The following is an 18395-nucleotide window of genomic DNA, read 5'->3' on the forward strand; positions in this document are numbered from 1 at the left end:
GCGGTGGTGGTTCAGTGATCCGGCGGCCTCGCGGTCGGGTGGTCGTGGTGTGCCCGATTCGCTCGGCCGGGCCCTCGCGAGCGGTGCCGCAGACGCGTTGACGGCCCGTCAGGGGGACCGGCTTGCTCCGAACGGTCCAAGGGGTGTGGACCCGGCCGGGGCGGCGTGAGTGAGTGGGGGGATGTGGCAGTTCTTCGCCGATCACCCCTGGGTGACGGTCTTCGCGGTGATCGCGGCGGGCTCCCTGCTCGGCCTGGCCAGGCTCGGCCCGGTCCGGCTGGGCGCCGCCGGAGTGCTGTTCGCCGGCCTGCTGGTCGGCGCGCTCGACCCGGACATCGGGCCCGCCGTGCCCGCCGGGGTGTCCGTGCTCGGCCTCGCCCTGTACGTCTACACCGTGGGCCTGGAGTCCGGCCCGGCGTTCTTCCGCGAGCTGAGACCACAGCTCGCCGTGATGGCCGGTGCGGTGGTCGCGCTGGTGGTCACCGCTGTGGTGGTGGGCCTGCTGGGCAGCAAGGTGTTCGGCATCAGCGGACCGTACCTGGCGGGCGGCTACGCCGGCATCGGCACCACCACACCGGGGTTGGCGGCGGCCCAGGCCGCCTCCGAGGACCCGGCGCAGCCGGCCGTCGGGTACGCCATCGGCTACCCGCTGGCGGTGGTGGTCACCATCCTGTTCGTCGCCGGGCTGGCCGCCGTCCGCTCCTGGCCGGGGCGGCGCGACCCGGGGGAGGACCTGCCGCGCCGGCTGGAGACCCTGACGGTGGCCGTCCGCAGGGCCGTCGACTGGGCGGAGGTGCCGGGCGCGGACCGGGGCCGGGTGCTGGCCAGCGTCGTCCAGCGGGCCGGCGGCCCGCCGGAGGTCGCCCACGCGGTGGGCCGGCTGGTGCCCGGCGACCGGGTGGTGGTGGTCGGCGGCCCCGACGCGGTGCGGGCCGCCGTCGCCGAGCTCGGCGACCGGGCCGACGAGCACCTGCTCGACCGCCGCGACCGGGTCGACTACCGCCGGGTGCTGCTGACCAACCCCGACCTGGCCGGCCGGACGGTGGCCGAGCTCGACCTGGCCGGGCGGTTCGGGGCGATGGTCTCCCGGGTCCGGCGCGGCGACCAGGAACTCCTGGCCCACGACGACCTGCTGCTGCAACTCGACGACCGGCTCCGGGTGGTGATGCCGCGCGAGCGCTCCGACGAGGTCAGCCGGTACCTGGGCGACACCGAGGCCAAGGTCAGCGAGGTCAGCGCTGTGAGCCTCGGCATCGGCCTCGCCCTGGGCTTCCTGATCGGCATCCCCAGCCTGACCATCGGCTCGGCCACCCTCTCGCTCGGGACGGCGGCGGGCCCCCTGGTGATGGCCATGCTGCTCGGCTGGCTCCGGCGCACCGGCCCGCTGGTGTGGACCCTGCCGACCCGGGCGAACCTGACGCTGCGCCAGATCGGCCTGCTGCTCTTCCTCGCCTGTGTCGGGCTGACCTCGGGTTACGCCTTCCGGCAGAACGCGTTCTCGCTCTTCGGCCTCAAGCTGCTGACCGTCCTGCTGATCAGTGCGCTGCTGAGCTACGCGCTGATGGTCCTGGCGGCCCGGCTGCTGGGCCAGAGTCGGCCCCGGACGATGGGCCTGCTGGCCGGCTACGTCGGGAACCCGGCGATCACCGCGTACGCCAACACCCGTGCCTCGGACGCCCGGGTGAACACGGGGTACTCGACGCTGTTCGCCCTGGCCATCCTGGTCAAGATCGTCTGCATCCAGCTGATCGTGGGCCTGTAGTGCCGCCGCCGGGTGGCCCGGACCGCTCCCCGTTGCCGGTCTGACGGTCCGTCGGTGCCCGGTGCCCGGTGCCCGGTGCCGGGCGGGACCGGGCCCGCCCGGCGACGGTGCGGCCGGCGTCAGAGGGCGTCGCCGTTGCCGTCCCCGGCGGCGGGCCGGCCGAGGCCCGGTCGGAGTTCCGCCGCCGCCTTGTGCAGCGAGCGCAGCGCGATCAGCAGCAGTCCGATGTCGTCCAGCAGCACCGGATCGGGCAGCAGGTCGACCGGGCTGATCAGGTAGGCGATGGACCCCCAGAAGAGCACCTTGTTCGACATCGGGATCCCCGAGGCCGTCAGCAGTTTCCTGGCCTGGACCAGCTTCACCACCAGGACCGCCGCGACCACCAGGCTGACCACCACCGCCGCGCCGGCCAGCCACCAGAACACACCCCCGCCGTCCATCCGCCCACCTCCCGTTTCGACTCGGCCCGTCCCCGGCCGCCTACCCGCTCCCGGCGGACCCATGACGACCTCCCCAGGGTAAGGGCGCCGGTGGCGCTCGCGGCGGGGCCCGCAGTGCCGGGCGCCGTCCGGTGGAGTGCGAGGCGGGGTGGGGGCGTGTCCTGGAGATCATCTGATCGTTGAACCGACGACCGCCGGCCGATGCCCGCGGGCTACAGGTCGGCGGTACCGAGGGAGCAGCCGACGGAGGGCGGGCCCGGTCCCGCCCGCCCGGTCGGTGCCGTCGGGGCACGTGAACGGAGATTTCATGCGAGTGACCGACATCCAGCGGTGCGAGGTCCGGTCCGGCCGTCTGGTGGAGTGGACGCTCCGTCAGGAGGCCGTGCGGGCGGCGGGCGCGCTACCGGACGACGTCCGCCCGCCGGCCTACATCCAGGAGGCCCACGTCCGCACGGCGAGGGCGGTGCGGCAGGGCGGCCTGTTCGTGCCGACCTGGATCGGCACCGCGTTCGACATCCCCGGCACCGTCGACCTCGACGTCCTGGAGGAGGCGCTGCGCGCCTGGACCCTGCGGCACGAGACGCTGCGCAGCGGGCTGCGCTGGGCGGGGGAGGAGATGCGGCGCTTCACGCTGGACGCCGACGCGGTCCGGCTGCACCGCGAGGAGATCGGCGACTTCCCGAACGCGGACGAACTGACGCGCTATCTGCAGAATCGTTTCGACCACGTGGCCGATGCGCTCAGCTGGCCGAACTTCATCTTCGCCGCCGTCGTCCGGGAGGACGGCGCGAGCGTCTACCTGGCCTTCGACCACACCAACGTGGACGCGTACTCGCTCCAGCGGATCGCCGCCGAGATCCACGAGCTCTACGCGGCCGGGCTGGAGGGCCGTGCCGTGGAGCGCACGCCGGTCGCCAGCTACGTCGACTTCTGCGCGGCGGAGCGGGCGAGCGCCGACCGGATCGAGGACACCGACGCCGTCGTCGCCCGCTGGCGGGAGTTCATCAAGCGCTGTGACGGGAAGCTGCCGAACTTCCCGCTCGACCTCGGCCTCGACCCCGCCGGTCCGTTGCCGGAGCAAGAGTTCGGCCAGGAGATGCTGGTGGACGCCACGGTGGCGGCGGACTTCGAGGCCTACTGCCGCCCGTGGGGCGGGAGCCTGGCCGGCATCCTGGCCGCCACCGCCCTGATCGCGCACGACCACGGCGGGCGGCAGGTGTACCGGACGGTCGTCCCCTTCCACACCCGGGCCCACTCCCAGTGGGCGGACTCGGTCGGCTGGTACGTGGGCGGTGCCCCGATCGAGATCCCGGTCGGGGAGGCGCCCGACTTCGACAGCGTGCTCGGCATGGTCCGCGCAGCCCTGCGGGAGACCAGGCCGCTGTCGCGGATCCCGATCGCCCGGGTGCTCCAACTGGTCGGCTCCGACTTCCGGCCGACCTCGCCGGACCTGTACTCGATCGTGTCCTTCGTGGACGCCCGGAGCATCCCCGGTGCGGAGCACTGGCAGGACTGGAAGGCGTACGCGCTGCTGCGGGTCTCCTACGGCGACCAGGTGTGCGCCTGGACCACCAGGCTCCACGAGGGTCTGCAGTTCGCGAGCCGGTACCCGGACAACCCGGTGGCCGCGAAGAGCATGGCGGTGTACGTCGAGCAACTCCGGGACCTGATCGTCTCGGTGGCACGGGACGCCGCCACCGTCCGCGCGGCCGGCGCCCGCATCCCGGCGCCCGGCGGTTCGCCGGTGGGCGCCTCGCCGGTCGGCTCGACGGTGGTGGGCTCCGCGGCGGGCGTGCGCCCGTGAGCGCGCACCCGGACGCCGTACGCCTCCGGTCGGCAGCCTGATGACGTTTCGCTCCGCGCGGCTGTGGTGCGGGGCCGCCGACTGCTCACTCGCCCTCCAGGTCCACCTGGAGACGGCAGGCGGCCGGTGGGTCGGCATCGACGCCCGCCTCCGGTACCACCGGGCCGACCCGTACGCCGTGTACTTCGACACCCACCTCGAACTGGACGAACCCGTCACCTGGATGTTCAGCCGCGACATCCTGGACGACGGCCTGATCCGGTCCGGTGGCGAAGGCGACGTCACCGTGCGGCGCTGCGGCGACCCGTGGGCCCTGGAGATCGTCCTGGCCGGGGACGGCGGCCCGGTGGTGCTCCAGGCGCCGGTCACCTCGGTGGCCGGCTTCCTGGAGGCCACCTGGGAGCAGGTGCCGCCGGGCTCCGAGCGTGACCACCTCGACCTCGACCGCCTGCTCCGGGCGCTCCTCGACGGCGGGGGCCCTTCCGGTGACTCCGGCCGGGCCCCGTAGCGGGGGCGCCGCGCGGTGGCCGCCGTCCGTCGGCGACGGCGGATTCGACGGTGTGTTCGACGGGCCGTCAGGGCGTCCTGCCGGTATGCGAGTTGTCGGTGTGCGGTCGGGGTGACGCGCGTAGGCTCGATCATCATGGGGGAGAACGAACCGACCGGAGCGGTGGCGCGGTGGGTGCCGGTGGTGCTGCCCGCCGACGGCTGGGGCCGCCGGCCGTGGGCGGTCTGGGACCAGGTCACCGACCTGTGGGTGGCCTCCGGAGACGGGGAGATCGAGCTCTACTTCGACCGGATCGCCGCACAGGGCTGCATCCGACGCCTGCGCTACCTCAACGAGGCCGGGCTGCACCACTCCTGACGCACCGCCGGTTCGCGGGCGCCGACCGGACCGGCGGGTGCCGGGTGCCGGGTGCTGGGCTCCGACGGGGGCGGTCGGTACCGCTTGCCCGTGCGGGCCGTCCCCGTCGCGGCCCTGTGGCACCCTGCGGTGTCCGGGGCCGGCCATCGGGGCGAACCGGGCGCGGATGGTGTCGGCGATCGCCGGCCACCCCGCCGACCGCCCGTCTCTCGGGTGACGACCCGTCCGTCGGACGGACCGTCACCGCCCTGCTCGGGGACCTGGGGTGGCAGCCGGAGCGGGTCGAGGGCCTCGGCTGCACCGTCGCGGGCCGCGCCACCGAGGGATGGTCCTGCTCGTGCCCCACCTGCTGCGCCGGGACGTTTCCGGCCGTTCGCGGTCTGGTCCGCCCGCTGAGCCGGCGGGGCGCACCCGGTGTGCGGCCCGGGGCCGTCGGCTCAGTCCGACGCTGCCGCCGTCGGCTTCGGTCTCCAGGTCGGTCTGATCTCCTCCCACCAGAGCATGACGCCGCCGGTGGCCAGGACGAGCAGGTTCGCGACGAGCAGGAGCCATCCGCCGGTCATCAGGTGCCGGTCCACGGCGGTGTACCCGGTGTCTGCTCCGTGGTCCAGCGGGAACGTGACGAAGAAGAGGACGGCGAGCGCGGCCCAGATCATGGCGCCAACGCCGGCGGCGTCCGCCAGGGCTCCGGGTCTGCGGGCCGTGCCGTACCGCCAGGCGGCGGCGAGGACGATCGCCACCGCCGTACCGATGACGCCGAGGGGCGGGATGAGCCAGTCCCCCGGATCGGGGCTGGTGCCGGTCGGTGCGAAGGGTCGGTGCCAGTCGAGGGACAGGAGCACCCGGACCTTCTCCGCTCCGGTGGAGGCGAGCGTGAAGGTCTGCTCCATGACCGGCTGTCTGCTCGCCGAGACGAGGGCGGGGACGGCCAGGAGGAGCAGGGACTTGGTGAGTTCGGCGGGTGGGGCGTCGGCGGGCCGGTCCGGCGGTGACTGCGGTGGGCGTTCACCGGGTGCGGTGCGGCGCGACGGGGGCTCCGGCGGCAGGCTGTCCGGTGCTTTCGGCCGGGTGCCGTCCGGTCCGCCCGGCGGGCCGGGCCGGGTGGGTGCGGTGAGGGCCCGGAGCGCGTCGGTGCGTTCGCGGACCGCCGCGTGCGCCCCGTCGATGCCCCGCCAGGCGCCCGGGTTCGGGGCGCCGCCGAGGAGTGCCTCGCACCGCAGGCGGATCTGCTCGGGGGTGGGCCGGCGCGCGGGATCCTTGCCGAGGCAGTCGGCGATGAGGTGCCGCAGGGGTGCGGTGACGGTGCTCAGGTCGGGGGCGTCGGCGGCGACGCGGTGGGCGACGGCCCACTCGTTCTCGGCGCCGAACGCCTCCCGGCCGGTGGCCAGGTGGTAGAGGGTGGAGCCGAGGGCGAAGACGTCGGAGGCCGGTCCGACGGCCCGGCCCATGGCCTGCTCCGGAGACATGTAGAGCGGGGTGCCGATCCGGGTCGAGTGGCTGACCTGGGTCACCGACTGGGAAAGGGACTTGACGATCCCGAAGTCGATGACCTTGGGCCCGGTCTCGTCCAGCACGATGTTCGCCGGCTTCAGGTCGCGGTGCACCACCCCGGCCGCGTGGATGTCGGTCAGCGCGTGGGCGATCCCCCCGGCCAGCAGCAGGACCTGACGCTCCGGCAGCCTGCCGGTGCCGAGCACCAGGTCGCGGAGCGAGGGCCCGGCCACGTACGAGGTGGCCAGCCAGGGCCGGGCCGCCCGTGCGTCCGCGTCCAGCAGCGAGGCGATGTGCGCACCGCGCACGCGCTGCGCGGCGGCGATCTCCCGGGCGAACCGGTCGGCGAACTCCGGCTCCCGGGTGAACTCCGAGCGGATCACCTTCACCGCCGCCGGCACCCCGCCGGGTGACAGGGCCAGGAACACCTGGCCCATCCCGCCCTCACCCAGCCGCGCCAGCAGCCGGAACCCGCCGAAGCCCTCGGGATCGTGCTCGCGCAGCCCCGCGAACCGGAACGCCCCACTGGTCACCACCACCAACTCCCCTGCCGCTCGGCCCCGGTGGCGTGCACCGGAGGTGGCCGTTCGTGCACCCGGCCCGAGCGTAGGGGCGGGGTGCCCCCGTCAACAAGGTGCCGTCGCGGGCCCGGGCGCGCACGGTGCGGTGGACGAACCCGGTGGTCAACCGGCCCGCCGGGCAGGGCCGGCGGCGGTGCGCGCACCGTTCGAACGGCCTGACGGTCCATCAGAGTCCGGCGGTGGCGGGGCACTTCGCCGGGTCGTGCTCTTGTGTCGGTCATGCCGCATGGACTAGATCTCTTCTCACGATTGGTACAGACCACCTGACCCCACTCAGAGAAGGCCACCCGTATGTTCAGACGCACCTCCGTCCTCCTCACGACCACCCTGCTCGCCTCGCTCGTGGCGGTCCCCGCGACCGCGCACGGCGGTTCCGACGACGGCCGCCGGCTGCCCGGCCAGCGGGTGGCCTACTTCACCGCGTGGAGCGCCTACAGCGGCTTCTCCCCGAAGAAGGTCCAGGAATCGGGCCAGGCGGCCAAGCTGACGGTGATCAACTACGCCTTCGGCAACATCTCCCCCGAGGGCACCTGCTTCGCGGGCAACGTGGCCGACCAGGCCGACGCCTGGGTGGACTACCAGCGCCCGTTCGACGCGGCCGACTCGGTGGACGGTGTCGGCGACGCGTGGGAGCAGCCGCTGAAGGGGAGCTTCAACCAGCTGCGGAAGCTGAAGGCGAAGAACCCCCACCTGAAGGTCGTCATCTCGATCGGCGGCTGGGGCTGGTCCAAGTACTTCTCGGACGTGGCCGCCACCGACGCCGCCCGGAAGAAGTTCGTGGCCTCCTGCGTCGACCTCTACATCAAGGGCAACCTGCCGGAACTGGGAGACGCGCCGGGAGGCGGCCCGGGCAGCGCCGCAGGCGTCTTCGACGGCATCGACCTGGACTGGGAACACCCGGGCGGCGACGGCCTGCCGGACAACCACGTCCGACCCGAGGACGGCCGCAACTTCACCCTGCTGCTGGCCGAGTTCCGGCGGCAGTTGGACGCGGAGGGCAACCGCGGGCGGCAGCGCCACCTGCTGACGGCGGCGGTCGCCAACGCGACCCAGATCGCGGACCGGCTGGAGCTGCGGAAGGTCGCCCGTCACGTCGACTTCCTGAACCTGATGACCTACACCTTCCACGGCTCCTGGGAGCCGCAGGGCCCGACCAACCACCAGGCGAACCTCTACACCGACCCGGCCGACCCCTCCGGTCCGGCCGAGAGCTACAGCGCGGACAAGGTGGTGCAGCACTACCTGGCCGGCGGCCTGCCGGCCCGCAAGGCGGTGCTCGGGGTGCCGTTCTGGGGTCCGGGCTGGACGGGAGTGCCCGCCGGGACGAAGAACGGCCTGTACCAGCCCGCCACCGGACTGTCCCCGCTCGGCGGCGGGGCCCTGCCCTACAAGGCCATCAAGGACCTGCCGGGCACCGTGACCGTCGACCGCAGGACCGGCGCGTCCTGGAAGTACGACGGCAACGAGTTCTGGAGCTATGACACTCCGGCCAGCGCCAACCAGAAGGCCCGCTACACCCGGGACAACGACCTCGGCGGCGTGATGGTCTGGTCCTTGGACGCCGATGACGACCAGGGCTCGCTGATCACCGCCCTGGACCGCGGTCTGCGGCGCTGACCCGTACCCGGGTCTCCGTACCCGCCCCCGGTGCCGATCGGTCCTGACCGGTCGTCACCGGGGGGCGGGGGTACGGGCTCCGGCGGTGCGGCGGTGGGGCCCGGGTAGCGGCTCAGGGCGGGGGCCGATCGGGAATGGGCAGTGGTGGGGCGCTTGTTGGTGCGGCATGATCACCGGTGTTCGCCGGTGGCGGGTGGAGTGTCGAGGGGGATGTCATGGGTGTGCCGGTGACGGCTGTGGCGAGGCTGAAGGCGGCGCCGGGGCAGGAGGAGGGGGTCCGCCTGCAGGCGCTGTCGCTGGTGGAGCCGACACTCGCCGAGCCGGGGTGCCTGTTCTACCGTCCGTTCCAGGACCCGCTGGACCCCGGTGCGTGGGTGGTCGTCGAACGGTGGGCGAGCCGCGCGGAGTTCGATGCCCATCTGGCGGCGCCGCACATGGTGGAGGCCTTCGCGGCCGGAGCCACCCTGCTGGCCGCCCCGCCGGAGCTGCAACTCCTCACCGACCTGGCCTGAACCGGGAGTCGGGGCGGGGCGCTGAACCGTTGGCCCTGGGGGTGGTGGTGTCGGATCGGTGGTGGCGGGTCGGTCACCGGGTGACGCGTCTGGGGCGTCGCACGGTGCGGGCTTCGTGCTACCTGCTGAGCGGGCCGGTGCGGGCGGGGTGCGGGCTGCTCGCGCTGGTCGGAGCGGCGTGCCTCGGGGTGGTGGCCGGGGTGGTGGCCGGGGTTTCGCCGCGTGGGGCCCGGCCGGGGGAGTGGTCGAGGGCGGGTGCCCGGTTCTTGGCCCGGTGGCCGGCGGACGCCGAGCGGTGGTGGATCTCGTGGGTTTCGGGGATCGCGTGGGTCCGCCCCGGGGACGAGGCCCGGTGGTCGGCCGCTGCGGGTGGCCGACCCGGGCGGATGGTGTGGCGGACGGTGGGGCACGCGCTGCTGGTGGTCCCGGTGGCGGTCGTCACCTCGTCCCTCACGGCGCTGTGGTGGTTCGTCGGACTGGCCGCGCTGACCTCCCCGGTGCGGGGCGGGGTGGTGGCCGGGCCGTTGCGCCCGATGAGCCTGTCCGTCGGCGGCCCGGAGTCGCACCTCGCGGTGAGCCTCGGGCTGACGGCTCCGGCCGAGCGGGCGGTCTTCGCGGTCGTGCTCGGCTGCTCCGCACTGCTCACCCTGCCGCTGGTGACGCGGGCGTGCGTCGCCGTCCAGGCGGGATTGGGGCGGCTGTTGCCGGGTGACCCGGGTGCGCCGCTCCGGGGGCTCGACAGGTCGGGCGGTGGCTGGCGTGCGGTCCAGGGGCCGGGCGCTGCGGCGGAGGTGGTGGCGCTGCGCCGGTTGGAGCGTGACATCCACGACGGGCCGCAGCAGCGGTTGGTGCGGTTGGCGATGGATCTGGGCCGGGCGGAGTACCACTTCGAGGCCCGGCCGCAGGTCGCCCGGGAGGCGATCGCGGGCGCGCTCGTTCAGGCGGAGGAGACGATCGCGGAGTTGAGGGCCCTGTCGCGGGGGGTCGCCCCGCCCCTCCTCACCGACCGGGGCCTGCCGGCGGCAGTCGCGGCGCTCGCCGCGTACTGCGTCATCCCGGTGGAGCTGGACCTCGGCCGGCTTGGCCACCGGCCCGGGGCCGCGGTGGAGACGGCCGCCTACTTCGTGGTGGCGGAGGCGTTGGCGAACGTGGCCAAGCACAGCCGTGCCGGGCACTGTGAGATCGGGCTGCGCCACGGGGGCGGGGTCCTGCGGGTCTGGGTGCGGGACGACGGGGTGGGTGGTGCGGCGGTGGTGAAGGGGCACGGGCTGCGGGGCCTGGAGGAGAGGCTGTGGGGGGTGGGCGGCCGGTTGCGGGTGGTGAGTCCCGAGGGCGGGCCGACGGTGGTCACGGGGGAGGTGCCGTGTCGCTGACCACGGTGGCGGGTGGGTCTGGTGGGTCTGGTGTGGAGGGTGAGGGTCCGTTGCGGATCGTGGTCGCGGACGATGCGGTGTTGATGCGTGAGGGCCTGGTGCGGCTGCTCACCGAAGGCGGGCACGAGGTGGTGGCGGCGGTCGGTGACGGGCCCGCCCTGGTGGAGGCGGTGCTGCGGTGCCGGCCGGACGTGTCGGTGGTGGACGTCCGGATGCCGCCGACGCACACGGACGAGGGGCTGCGGGCGGCGGTCGGCATCCGGGCCCGGATGCCGGGTGCCCCGATCGTGGTGCTCAGTCAGTACGTGGAGGTGTCCTACGCCGCCGAGCTGCTCGCGGACGGCTCGGGGGCGGTCGGCTACCTGCTGAAGGACCGGGTGGCGCGGGTCGGGGAGTTCCTCGACGCGCTGGAGCGGGTGGCGGGCGGTGCGACGGTCCTGGACCCGCAGGTGGTCGCGCGGCTCCTGACCGGGCAGCGCCGCAGGGCCTCGCTGGACGCGCTGACGGCGCGTGAGCGCCAGCTGCTGGGGTTGATGGCGGAGGGCTGTTCGAACGCGGCCATCGCCCGGCAGTTGGCGCTCTCCGGCAGCGCGGTGGAGAAGCACATCGGGAACGTCTTCGCCAAGCTCGGCCTGCCGCCCGACGAGGCGCAGCACCGCCGGGTGCTCGCGGTCCTGGCTCACCTCGGGGCCTGAGGGAGCGTCATCCGGCGGCGGATCCGGGGGACTTGGTGGCGGGGGCTATGTCGTGCGACGGCGGTCGACTTCCCCGGCGGGTCCCGCGTCGGCCCGGCCGCTGTCGGCGACCTTCGTCGGTGGGCCCAGGGCGGGCATCGACCGCCGCGCCCTGTGGCCGGATGGTGGCCTCTGCCGTACGCAGCCCACCGCGACCACGTCGAATGGGCTGCGGTCACCAACTGCCCTCCCAGAAGGCGAGCAGGGCGGGGGCCGGGTTCGACGCGGTGCCGGTGTTGGCTGCCGCGACCACGGCCGTGCCGACCGCGAGGACGCCGAGGAGTGTGCCGAGGACCGCCGCCGTACGCCGCACCCGCCTGCGGTGGTCGTCGTCACCGGCGGCTCCGGCCGTACCGAGGCGTCGCCACGACAGTACGCTCAGGCCGGCGAGCCCGACCGCAACGACCGCCGCCGTCACGGCGAGCACCGCGTGATAGTGGCCGAAGTCCTCGACCATCGTCCGCAGGGCCGCCGCGCCGGGTTCCCGGCTACCCGTGCCGGGGTAGTGGGCCAGGCCCTGCCTGATCTGTTCCGTCACCCCGGCGATCCGGTCCGGGGTCCCGGTGGCTCCGGCGGCTCGGGTGGCTCCGTCGGAGGTCAGCATCGGGAGGAGCGAGGAGAAGGGTGCTGCCGCGCCCTGGATGTTCGCCATCACCGCCGCCAGCGCCGCGAGCGCGGCCCCGCCCGCGAGGACACCGGCCGCCGCCCAGCCCGCCCGTCGGCCCCGGCCGAGGCCGGGCCCCGGGCCGTCGGGTCGCAGGAACGCCTTCCGGAGCCGGCCGACCAGCGCGGCGAGCACCAGCAGCAGCGCCGCCGCCAGGACCGCCTTGACGACGTGGTAGCGGGCCCAGTAGTCGACCACCCGTGCCAGGTCCGGCGGGAACGCCCGGCCGCCGGACTCCCAGTACGCGGCGAACGCCGGGCCCAAGGCCCGGGCCAGGCCCTGCCGTTCGGAGAGGCCGCCGCCCGAGCCGATCGCGGCCAGCCTGGCCGGGGCGAGGACGAAGGCGGTGCCCAGCACCACGGCGTTGGCGGTGAGCACCGCGACGGCCCGCCCGGGTGCGGGGGCGGTTCGGTGCAGGGGGTGGCGAGCGGGCACGGAGCGGTCCTTCGGCTCGGGTGGCGGGAGGCGGGTGGTGGGCCCGCCCCGGTCATGCCCCTCACCTTGGTGGAACCCGGGCGCCGGGTCACCGCGGCGGGCCATCCGGCCGGGGTGTGGCCAGCCACACCCCGGCCGGCCGCCGTTGATCGTCCGTCAGTGCATCGTGGTGGCAGCGCCGTTCGGGCGTCGGCCGCGCACCGGGTCGGTTGTCCGGTGATGCCCCTGGGGGCGATCTGCGTGCGCGAGGGAGCAGGTCAGCGCGCCGCTGTGCTCGCGGGCGCTCGGCGGGTGGTCCGCTCGTGGTGGCGTTCGCGGGCAGCCGGGGACGGCCGGTGCGGCCCGTGGGCCGGGTGGGTCCGTACGGGGCACGGCGGACGGGAGGCGACTGCGGGCGGACATATGGGTGCGGCGCGGGGTTCAGCGGGTGCGGGCGGGCATGTGGCAGTTCCCGGACGGTTGGCGCGTGGGGCGTCGACTGCTCCGGTCGCAGCGATGCCCCGGGCCTGTCGCGGGTCGTGCGCGCGGCACGTGGGTGCTGGTACCCGCCGGGCCTCGGGCACGAACTCCTCGGCGGGAGCGGTGTGGCGGCAGGTGCCGGTGTCGGTGGCGCTCCGGTCCGAGGCGGGTCCCGGGGCGCGCGGGCCGGTAGCGCGTTCTCGGTGGCGGGCGCCGTCGGGCCGCCGTCATCGAGCTGGCGACAGCCCGGGTGCCGGGGCGGTGTCGGGTCGGACCCGGAGGGCGAGCAGTGTGGACGGCGGCGCGGCGGAACTGCGTGGGGCGGGGCACGTCGGCCTGTCACCGCCTCCGCCTGTGGTCACGCTGCTCGGCCCTTCGTCGGCGACGGGGCGGCGGGCACCCGATTCCCCGGGACGTCGTGCCGTCAGAGCACCGGGCACCGACCGCCGCTGACGGGTGCTCAGCGGCGGTCGGGAGGGCGTCCGGGGCAGACGTGCCCGCACGGGTCCTTCGTACGCGCCCTGCCGTTCCTCCGGTAAGGGCTGTCGCCGTTCTCGCAGCCGCGAGCCGGGGCGTTCGGGGCATTCGGAACAGGAGGAGGTCAGCGCTTGCGGGCGATGCCGGACCAGTAGTAGGCGGCGGCGGGGTCGTCGGGTGCTCCGTCCTCGGGGCGCCAGCCCATGACGGGGACCACGCCCGGCTCGATGAGCTCCCAGTCGCCGAAGAACCGCGCGACCTGCTCCCGGGTCCGCGGCACCAGGGTCATCTGGCCCCTGGCGGCGGCCTGGACGACCGAGGCCATCGCGGCGGGGTCGAAGTCGGACCCCGGGTGGGTGATGGCGACGTAGCTGCCGGGGGCGAGGGCGTCCATCAGCACCCGGGCCTTGCCCCAGGGGTCCTCGCTGTCGGCGAGCAGCATGAGGACGGCGATCAGGGTGAGGCCCACCGGCTGGTCGAGGTCGAGGGTGTCGGCCAGGACCGGGTCGGCGAGGATCTTCTCCGGCTCCAGCAGGTCGGCGTGGATGTAGGCGGTGCGGCCGGAGCCGGTGCTGTCCATCAGTGCACGGGCGTGGGCGAGCACGATCGGGTCGTTGTCGACGTAGACGACGCGGCTGTCGGGCGCGGTGGCCTGGGCGACCTCGTGGGTGTTGCCCTCGGTGGGGATGCCGGTGCCGATGTCGAGGAACTGGCGGATGCCCGCCTCACCGGCCAGGTAGCGCACCGCGCGTCCCAGGAACTTCCGGTTCTCACGCGCCATCACCTTGATGCTCGGGATGGCCTGCTCGAACGCGTCGCCGAGGGCCCGGTCCGGCGGGAAGTTGGTCTTGCCGCCGAGCCAGAAGTCGTACATCCGTGCCGAGTGCGGGATGTCGATCCGCAGGTCGACCCGCTCGATCGCCGGGCCCTCCAACCCGCGCTTCATCCACTCGATGTCGTCCGCCATGCCATCCACCCCTGTGTACGCGAGCGCCCCTGACGGGCTGTCAGGACGGCATCCTAACGGGCGGCTTCGAACAAGCGGACCCGGTACTCCGAACTCCCACCACCCGGCTTCCGATCGGCCGTGCGGTCGGGGCCGCAGGCGTCCACCGGACGGCCGCCGCCCCCGCCCGCTCGTCCACAACAACCCCGTCGCGTGGCGAGGGCCACGAGGCGCCCGGCTCGCGTACCACGGCGGACCGGCCGCGGGAGGCCGCGCAGACGAACGGCATCGTGGCGTCGGAGTCGGCGGCGCCCTGCCCGGGCGGCGCGTCAAGTGGGTGGTGAAACGGCGGGACTGACGGTGCGTCACGGTAAGGGGCGCTCCAGGTCAGGGCGCCTTGACACAGCCACCTTCCGAAAGGTTAGGTAAGGCTTACCTTAGTAGCCCGGGAGTGACGAGGCGCCAGGGGGGTGGGCGTCGTCCGTGTGCGGACGACGGAATCGCCCTGTCCTGCGCGGGCCGTCCGTCACCGTCCCGGTGCCTTCCTTCCCGAGAGGACCGCCGACGATGTCCGATCCCGCCCAGCCCCAGGCGCTGAGCCTGGAACGCATACGCCAGGACGTGTCGGACGTACTGCACCTCGATGCCGAGGAACTGCTGAACGACGAGTACCTGATCGACCAGGGCATGGACTCCATCCGGCTGATGAGCCTCGTCCAGCGCTGGCGCAACGAGGGCGTCGAGGTGGCGTTCGTCGACCTGGCGGAGCGCCCCACCATCGACGACTGGCATGCACTGCTGTGCGGCTGACCGGCGCCCGGGCGGGCGGACCGCCGCGCGGCCACGGGCCGAACCGGCCGACGGGGGACGTGACATGAGACTCCGGCAGGTGACGATGGCCAGGGCCACCCCGGTGGCGGCCGAACGGCTGCGGGCCGAGGACCTCACGCTGGCCTACGAGGACCGGGTGGTCGCGGAGCGGCTCGGCATCGCCGTGCCGGACGGCTCGTTCACCGTGATCGTCGGACCGAACGCCTGCGGCAAGTCCACCCTGCTGCACGCCCTCGCGCGGATCCTGCGGCCCCGGTCGGGGTCGGTGCTGCTGGACGGCCGGCAGATCACCTCGATGCCGTCCAAGGAGGTGGCCCGCCGGCTCGGCCTGCTGCCGCAGTCGCCGATCACCCCCGACGGGATCACGGTGGCGGACCTGATCGCCCGGGGCCGCTTCCCGCACCAGAGGCTGCTGCGCCAGTGGACCCCGGAGGACGAACGCGCCGTGCTGGCCGCGATGGAGTCCACCGGCACCGGGCCGCTGGCCGAGCGGCTGGTGGACGAGCTGTCCGGCGGCCAGCGGCAGCGGGTCTGGCTGGCGATGGCCCTGGCCCAGGAGACCCCGATCCTCCTGCTGGACGAGCCCACCACCTTCCTGGACATCGCCCACCAGGTCGAAGTCCTCGACCTGTGCGCGGAGTTGCAGGAGGGCGGGAACCGCACGGTGGTCGCCGTGCTGCACGACCTCAACCAGGCGTGCCGGTACGGCACCCACCTGATCGCCCTGCGCGACGGCGTGCTGGTGTCCCAGGGCGCGCCCCGCGAGATCGTCACCGCCGAGCTGGTGGAGGAGGTGTTCGGCCTGCGCTGCCGGGTGGTCCCGGACCCGGAGACCGGCACCCCGCTGGTCGTCCCGCTCGCCCGGGTGCCGAAGACCGCCTCCGTCCACTGACCACGACCCCGCCGGCACCCCGTCGGCGGGACCGGCCCGTTCCCCACTTCCCTGTCGAACCCCCCGATCCGGAGCTTCCGAGTGCGTCTGCGTGACTTCCTCATCGATGTCGAACCCCTGCGAGCCAGCCCCGACTTCCGGGCGGTGTTCATCGCGCGGACGGTCTCGCTGTTCGGGCTGGGCGTGGCGACCGTGGCGCTGGCCTCGCAGGTGTACCGGCTGACCGGATCCACCTTCCAGGTGGCGGCGGTCAGCATGGTGATGAGCGTGAGCGTGCTGGTCGGCTCGCTGCTCGGTGGGGTGCTCGCGGACCGCACGGACCGGCGCACGGTGATCGTCGCGGCCCGCAGCGCGGCGGCCCTCGGCTTCGCCGGGCTCGCCGTCAACGCGATGCTGCCCGAGCCCCAGCTCTGGGCAATCCACCTCTGCGTGGCCTGGGACGGCCTGGCCTCCGGCGTCAGCGTGACCGCCCTGATGGCCGTCGCACCGACCCTGGTGCGTCCCGACCAACTCCCCGCCGCCGGCGCCCTGATCGCCCTCACCGGTGAGATCGGCTCCGTGGTCGCCCCGTTCCTGGGCGGCGCCCTGCTGGCCGCCCGTGGTGCGGCCTTCGCCTTCGGCGTCACCGCCGTCACCACCGCACTCACCGGCCTGCTCCTCACCCGGCTGCGCCCGCTGCCGCCGGTGCCGGACGAGGACGAGGAGGGCGCGGGGGAGGGCGGCTCGCCGATGGCGGCGCTGCGCCACGCGGTGCGGGACAAGGTGGTCGGCGGGCTGCTGGTGCTGGGCGGGGTGACGGCGCTGTTCAACGTGCCGGTGGTGATCTTCCCGGAGTTGGTGGACCGGCGTTACGGGGGTGGTGAGGTGATGCTCGGCGTGCTGTACACGGCGCCCGCCGTCGGGGCGCTGCTGATGTCGGTCGCGAGCGGCTGGCTCAGCCGGACGGCCGCTCCCGGGCGGGTGCTGCTGGCCTCGGTGCTGGTCTCCGGACTCGCCGTGGCCGGGTTCGGCCTGAGCCCGAGCGTGGTGCCGGCCTACCTGGCGCTGGTGGTGGTCGGTGCGGCGGGCACGGTCTACGGGATCCTCGAGTACTCCCTGGTCCAGCACCGGACTCCGGACCGGCTGCGCGGGCGGATGGCGAGCGTGATGACCTCGCAGCAGACCACCGGCGACATCGCCGGTGACGCCGAAGTGGCCCTGATCGCCCGGTGGTTCAACCCGGGCGGGGCGGCCGTGGTGAACGGCCTGCTGACCGTGGTCGCGGCGGTGGCCGTCGCGATCGCCGTCCCCGGCCTGCGCTCCGCCACCCTGCCGGCCCCCGACCAGGACGACGACGAGCACCCCGACGACGAGCACCCCGACGACGAGCACCCTGACGGCGAGCGCCCTGACGACGAGCAGGCCCTCGCCCGAGCCGCCAAGGCTCCCGAAGCCATCTGACCTTCACCCTGAACACCCCCAGAAAGGCAGTCAGTTGAGTACCCACCCGATCACCGCCCCCGGCAGAGCACGCGGCTTCGCGGCGCGGATGCGGCGTACTGCCGCCGTCCTGTTCGCCGCCCTCGTGGTGACCACCGCCGCCGCCTGCTCCACCACCTCCACGGGTGGCGACCCGGCCGCCGCTCCGTCGGGTTCGGCGGGCGCCGCCACCACCCGGGTGGTGAAGACCCCGGACGGCGACGTGACCATCCCGGCCGCCCCGAAGCGGATCGTCGGGCTCTCCTACGCCGCGATGTGGCTGCTGGACGCCGACATCCCGGTGGTCGGCATGACCTCCGTGGACGAGGCCGCGCTGTCGCCGGCGCAGAAGGAGAAGGTCAAGGCCGTCCCGGTGGTGGGGGAGGGGAACGAGCTCAACTTCGAGAAGATCCAGAGCCTCACCCCCGACCTGATCATCATCTCGGCCCCCAAGCGGGTCGAGTTCCAGATCGACAAGCTCAAGCCGATCGCCCCGGTGGTCTCCTTCGGCATCGGGGACCCGGAGGAGCTGCTGCCCACCTCGGTGAAGATCACCGAGGCGGCCGGCCAGGCCGAGCGCGGTCTGAAGGTCAAGAAGGAGTACGAGGACAAGGCCGCCCGGATCAAGTCGGCCTACGCCGACAAGCTGGCGAGGACCAAGTGGGCCATCGTCAACTCCGGTGAGGCGGGCAAGTTCTCGGCCTACGACGGGTCCTCCTGGCTGGGCCTGGTGGTCAAGGACATGGGCGGCACCTTCGCCGCGCTGCCCGGCGTGACGTTCGAGGACGCCTGGTTCGACCTCTCCTTCGAGGAGATCGGCAAGCTGGAGCCGGCCGACGTGATCCTGGTCGACGGCAGCGGCGAGGGCGGCGGGCCCTCGGCCGAGACGGCCGAGCTGCTCAAGCAGACCAACTGGCAGTCCCTGAAGGCCGCCAAGGCCAAGCAGGTGCACCCCGTCCCGGACTTCTTCACCAGCCGCTACCCCGAGGCGTCCAAGATCCTCGACCAGCTGGAGCAGGTCCTCAAGTCGCTCTGACCCGACCGGCGTCCGCCC

At 73.9% G+C, this 18395-nt stretch carries 16 protein-coding genes; 12 read left to right on the top strand and 4 right to left on the bottom strand.

The window, feature by feature from the left end; all coding sequences use genetic code 11:
• Nucleotides 1-181 precede the first annotated feature (181 nt).
• Entirely contained in the window at nucleotides 182-1762 is a 1581-nt protein-coding gene (locus ACIRBX_RS33755; RefSeq protein ID WP_402303189.1) for an aspartate:alanine exchanger family transporter, read from the top strand.
• A 119-nt stretch (nucleotides 1763-1881) separates the two neighbouring features.
• On the opposite strand, the gene ACIRBX_RS33760 is transcribed toward ACIRBX_RS33755, so the two are convergent.
• Nucleotides 1882-2202 carry a DUF1232 domain-containing protein gene (locus ACIRBX_RS33760; protein ID WP_402303192.1) on the bottom strand — a complete coding sequence of 107 codons (321 nt, stop codon included), beginning with the start codon at nucleotides 2200-2202 and terminating at the stop codon, nucleotides 1882-1884.
• A gap of 307 nt (nucleotides 2203-2509) precedes the next feature.
• Between ACIRBX_RS33760 and ACIRBX_RS33765 the strand changes: the two genes are divergently transcribed.
• From ACIRBX_RS33765 to ACIRBX_RS33775, 3 genes are all read left to right on the top strand, one after another.
• A complete protein-coding gene (locus ACIRBX_RS33765; protein ID WP_402303194.1) occupies nucleotides 2510-4006 on the top strand; it encodes a condensation domain-containing protein in 1497 nt (498 codons plus the stop codon).
• Between the two features lie 40 nt (nucleotides 4007-4046).
• On the top strand, nucleotides 4047-4514 hold the full coding sequence (locus ACIRBX_RS33770) for an SsgA family sporulation/cell division regulator (protein WP_402303196.1): 468 nt from the start codon (nucleotides 4047-4049) through the stop codon (nucleotides 4512-4514).
• A 135-nt stretch (nucleotides 4515-4649) separates the two neighbouring features.
• On the top strand, nucleotides 4650-4871 hold the full coding sequence (locus ACIRBX_RS33775; protein ID WP_402303198.1) for a hypothetical protein: 222 nt from the start codon (nucleotides 4650-4652) through the stop codon (nucleotides 4869-4871).
• Nucleotides 4872-5308: 437 nt separating this feature from the next.
• Here ACIRBX_RS33775 and ACIRBX_RS33780 read toward each other — a convergent pair whose 3' ends face one another.
• The gene (locus tag ACIRBX_RS33780) at nucleotides 5309-6895 is read right to left on the bottom strand and encodes a serine/threonine-protein kinase (RefSeq protein WP_402303200.1); all 1587 of its coding nucleotides are present in this window, start codon (nucleotides 6893-6895) and stop codon (nucleotides 5309-5311) included.
• A gap of 339 nt (nucleotides 6896-7234) precedes the next feature.
• On the opposite strand from ACIRBX_RS33780, the gene ACIRBX_RS33785 reads away from it, so the two are divergent.
• From ACIRBX_RS33785 to ACIRBX_RS33800, 4 genes are all read left to right on the top strand, one after another.
• Nucleotides 7235-8560 (top strand): glycoside hydrolase family 18 protein, encoded by a 1326-nt coding sequence (locus ACIRBX_RS33785; protein WP_402303203.1) that lies wholly within the window; start codon nucleotides 7235-7237, stop codon nucleotides 8558-8560.
• A gap of 215 nt (nucleotides 8561-8775) precedes the next feature.
• The gene (locus ACIRBX_RS33790; protein WP_402303206.1) at nucleotides 8776-9072 is read left to right on the top strand and encodes a putative quinol monooxygenase; all 297 of its coding nucleotides are present in this window, start codon (nucleotides 8776-8778) and stop codon (nucleotides 9070-9072) included.
• 401 nt (nucleotides 9073-9473) lie between these two features.
• A complete protein-coding gene (locus ACIRBX_RS33795; protein ID WP_402303207.1) occupies nucleotides 9474-10445 on the top strand; it encodes a sensor histidine kinase in 972 nt (323 codons plus the stop codon).
• A gap of 50 nt (nucleotides 10446-10495) precedes the next feature.
• Nucleotides 10496-11140 carry a response regulator gene (locus tag ACIRBX_RS33800; protein WP_402303210.1) on the top strand — a complete coding sequence of 215 codons (645 nt, stop codon included), beginning with the start codon at nucleotides 10496-10498 and terminating at the stop codon, nucleotides 11138-11140.
• Nucleotides 11141-11354: 214 nt separating this feature from the next.
• Here ACIRBX_RS33800 and ACIRBX_RS33805 read toward each other — a convergent pair whose 3' ends face one another.
• Complete coding sequence (locus tag ACIRBX_RS33805; protein WP_402303212.1) at nucleotides 11355-12278, bottom strand: hypothetical protein; 924 nt, start codon at nucleotides 12276-12278, stop codon at nucleotides 11355-11357.
• A 1060-nt stretch (nucleotides 12279-13338) separates the two neighbouring features.
• Nucleotides 13339-14181: an SAM-dependent methyltransferase gene (locus ACIRBX_RS33810; protein WP_402303214.1), complete on the bottom strand. Its 843-nt coding sequence runs from the start codon at nucleotides 14179-14181 to the stop codon at nucleotides 13339-13341.
• Between the two features lie 546 nt (nucleotides 14182-14727).
• Here ACIRBX_RS33810 and ACIRBX_RS33815 point away from each other — a divergent pair.
• The 4 genes from ACIRBX_RS33815 to ACIRBX_RS33830 all read left to right on the top strand — a co-directional run bounded on the left by ACIRBX_RS33815 (nucleotide 14728) and on the right by ACIRBX_RS33830 (nucleotide 18377).
• Nucleotides 14728-14970 carry a phosphopantetheine-binding protein gene (locus ACIRBX_RS33815; protein ID WP_402303217.1) on the top strand — a complete coding sequence of 81 codons (243 nt, stop codon included), beginning with the start codon at nucleotides 14728-14730 and terminating at the stop codon, nucleotides 14968-14970.
• Between the two features lie 85 nt (nucleotides 14971-15055).
• Nucleotides 15056-15883, top strand: coding sequence for an ABC transporter ATP-binding protein (locus ACIRBX_RS33820; protein WP_402303308.1), 828 nt, complete (start codon nucleotides 15056-15058; stop codon nucleotides 15881-15883).
• 81 nt (nucleotides 15884-15964) lie between these two features.
• A complete protein-coding gene (gene entS / locus ACIRBX_RS33825; protein ID WP_402303220.1) occupies nucleotides 15965-17323 on the top strand; it encodes an enterobactin transporter EntS in 1359 nt (452 codons plus the stop codon).
• Between the two features lie 34 nt (nucleotides 17324-17357).
• Complete coding sequence (locus ACIRBX_RS33830; RefSeq protein ID WP_402303223.1) at nucleotides 17358-18377, top strand: ABC transporter substrate-binding protein; 1020 nt, start codon at nucleotides 17358-17360, stop codon at nucleotides 18375-18377.
• The last annotated feature ends 18 nt before the right edge of the window (nucleotides 18378-18395 follow it).

Source organism: Kitasatospora sp. NPDC096147, assembly GCF_044763225.1.
Lineage (GTDB): Bacteria > Actinomycetota > Actinomycetes > Streptomycetales > Streptomycetaceae > Kitasatospora.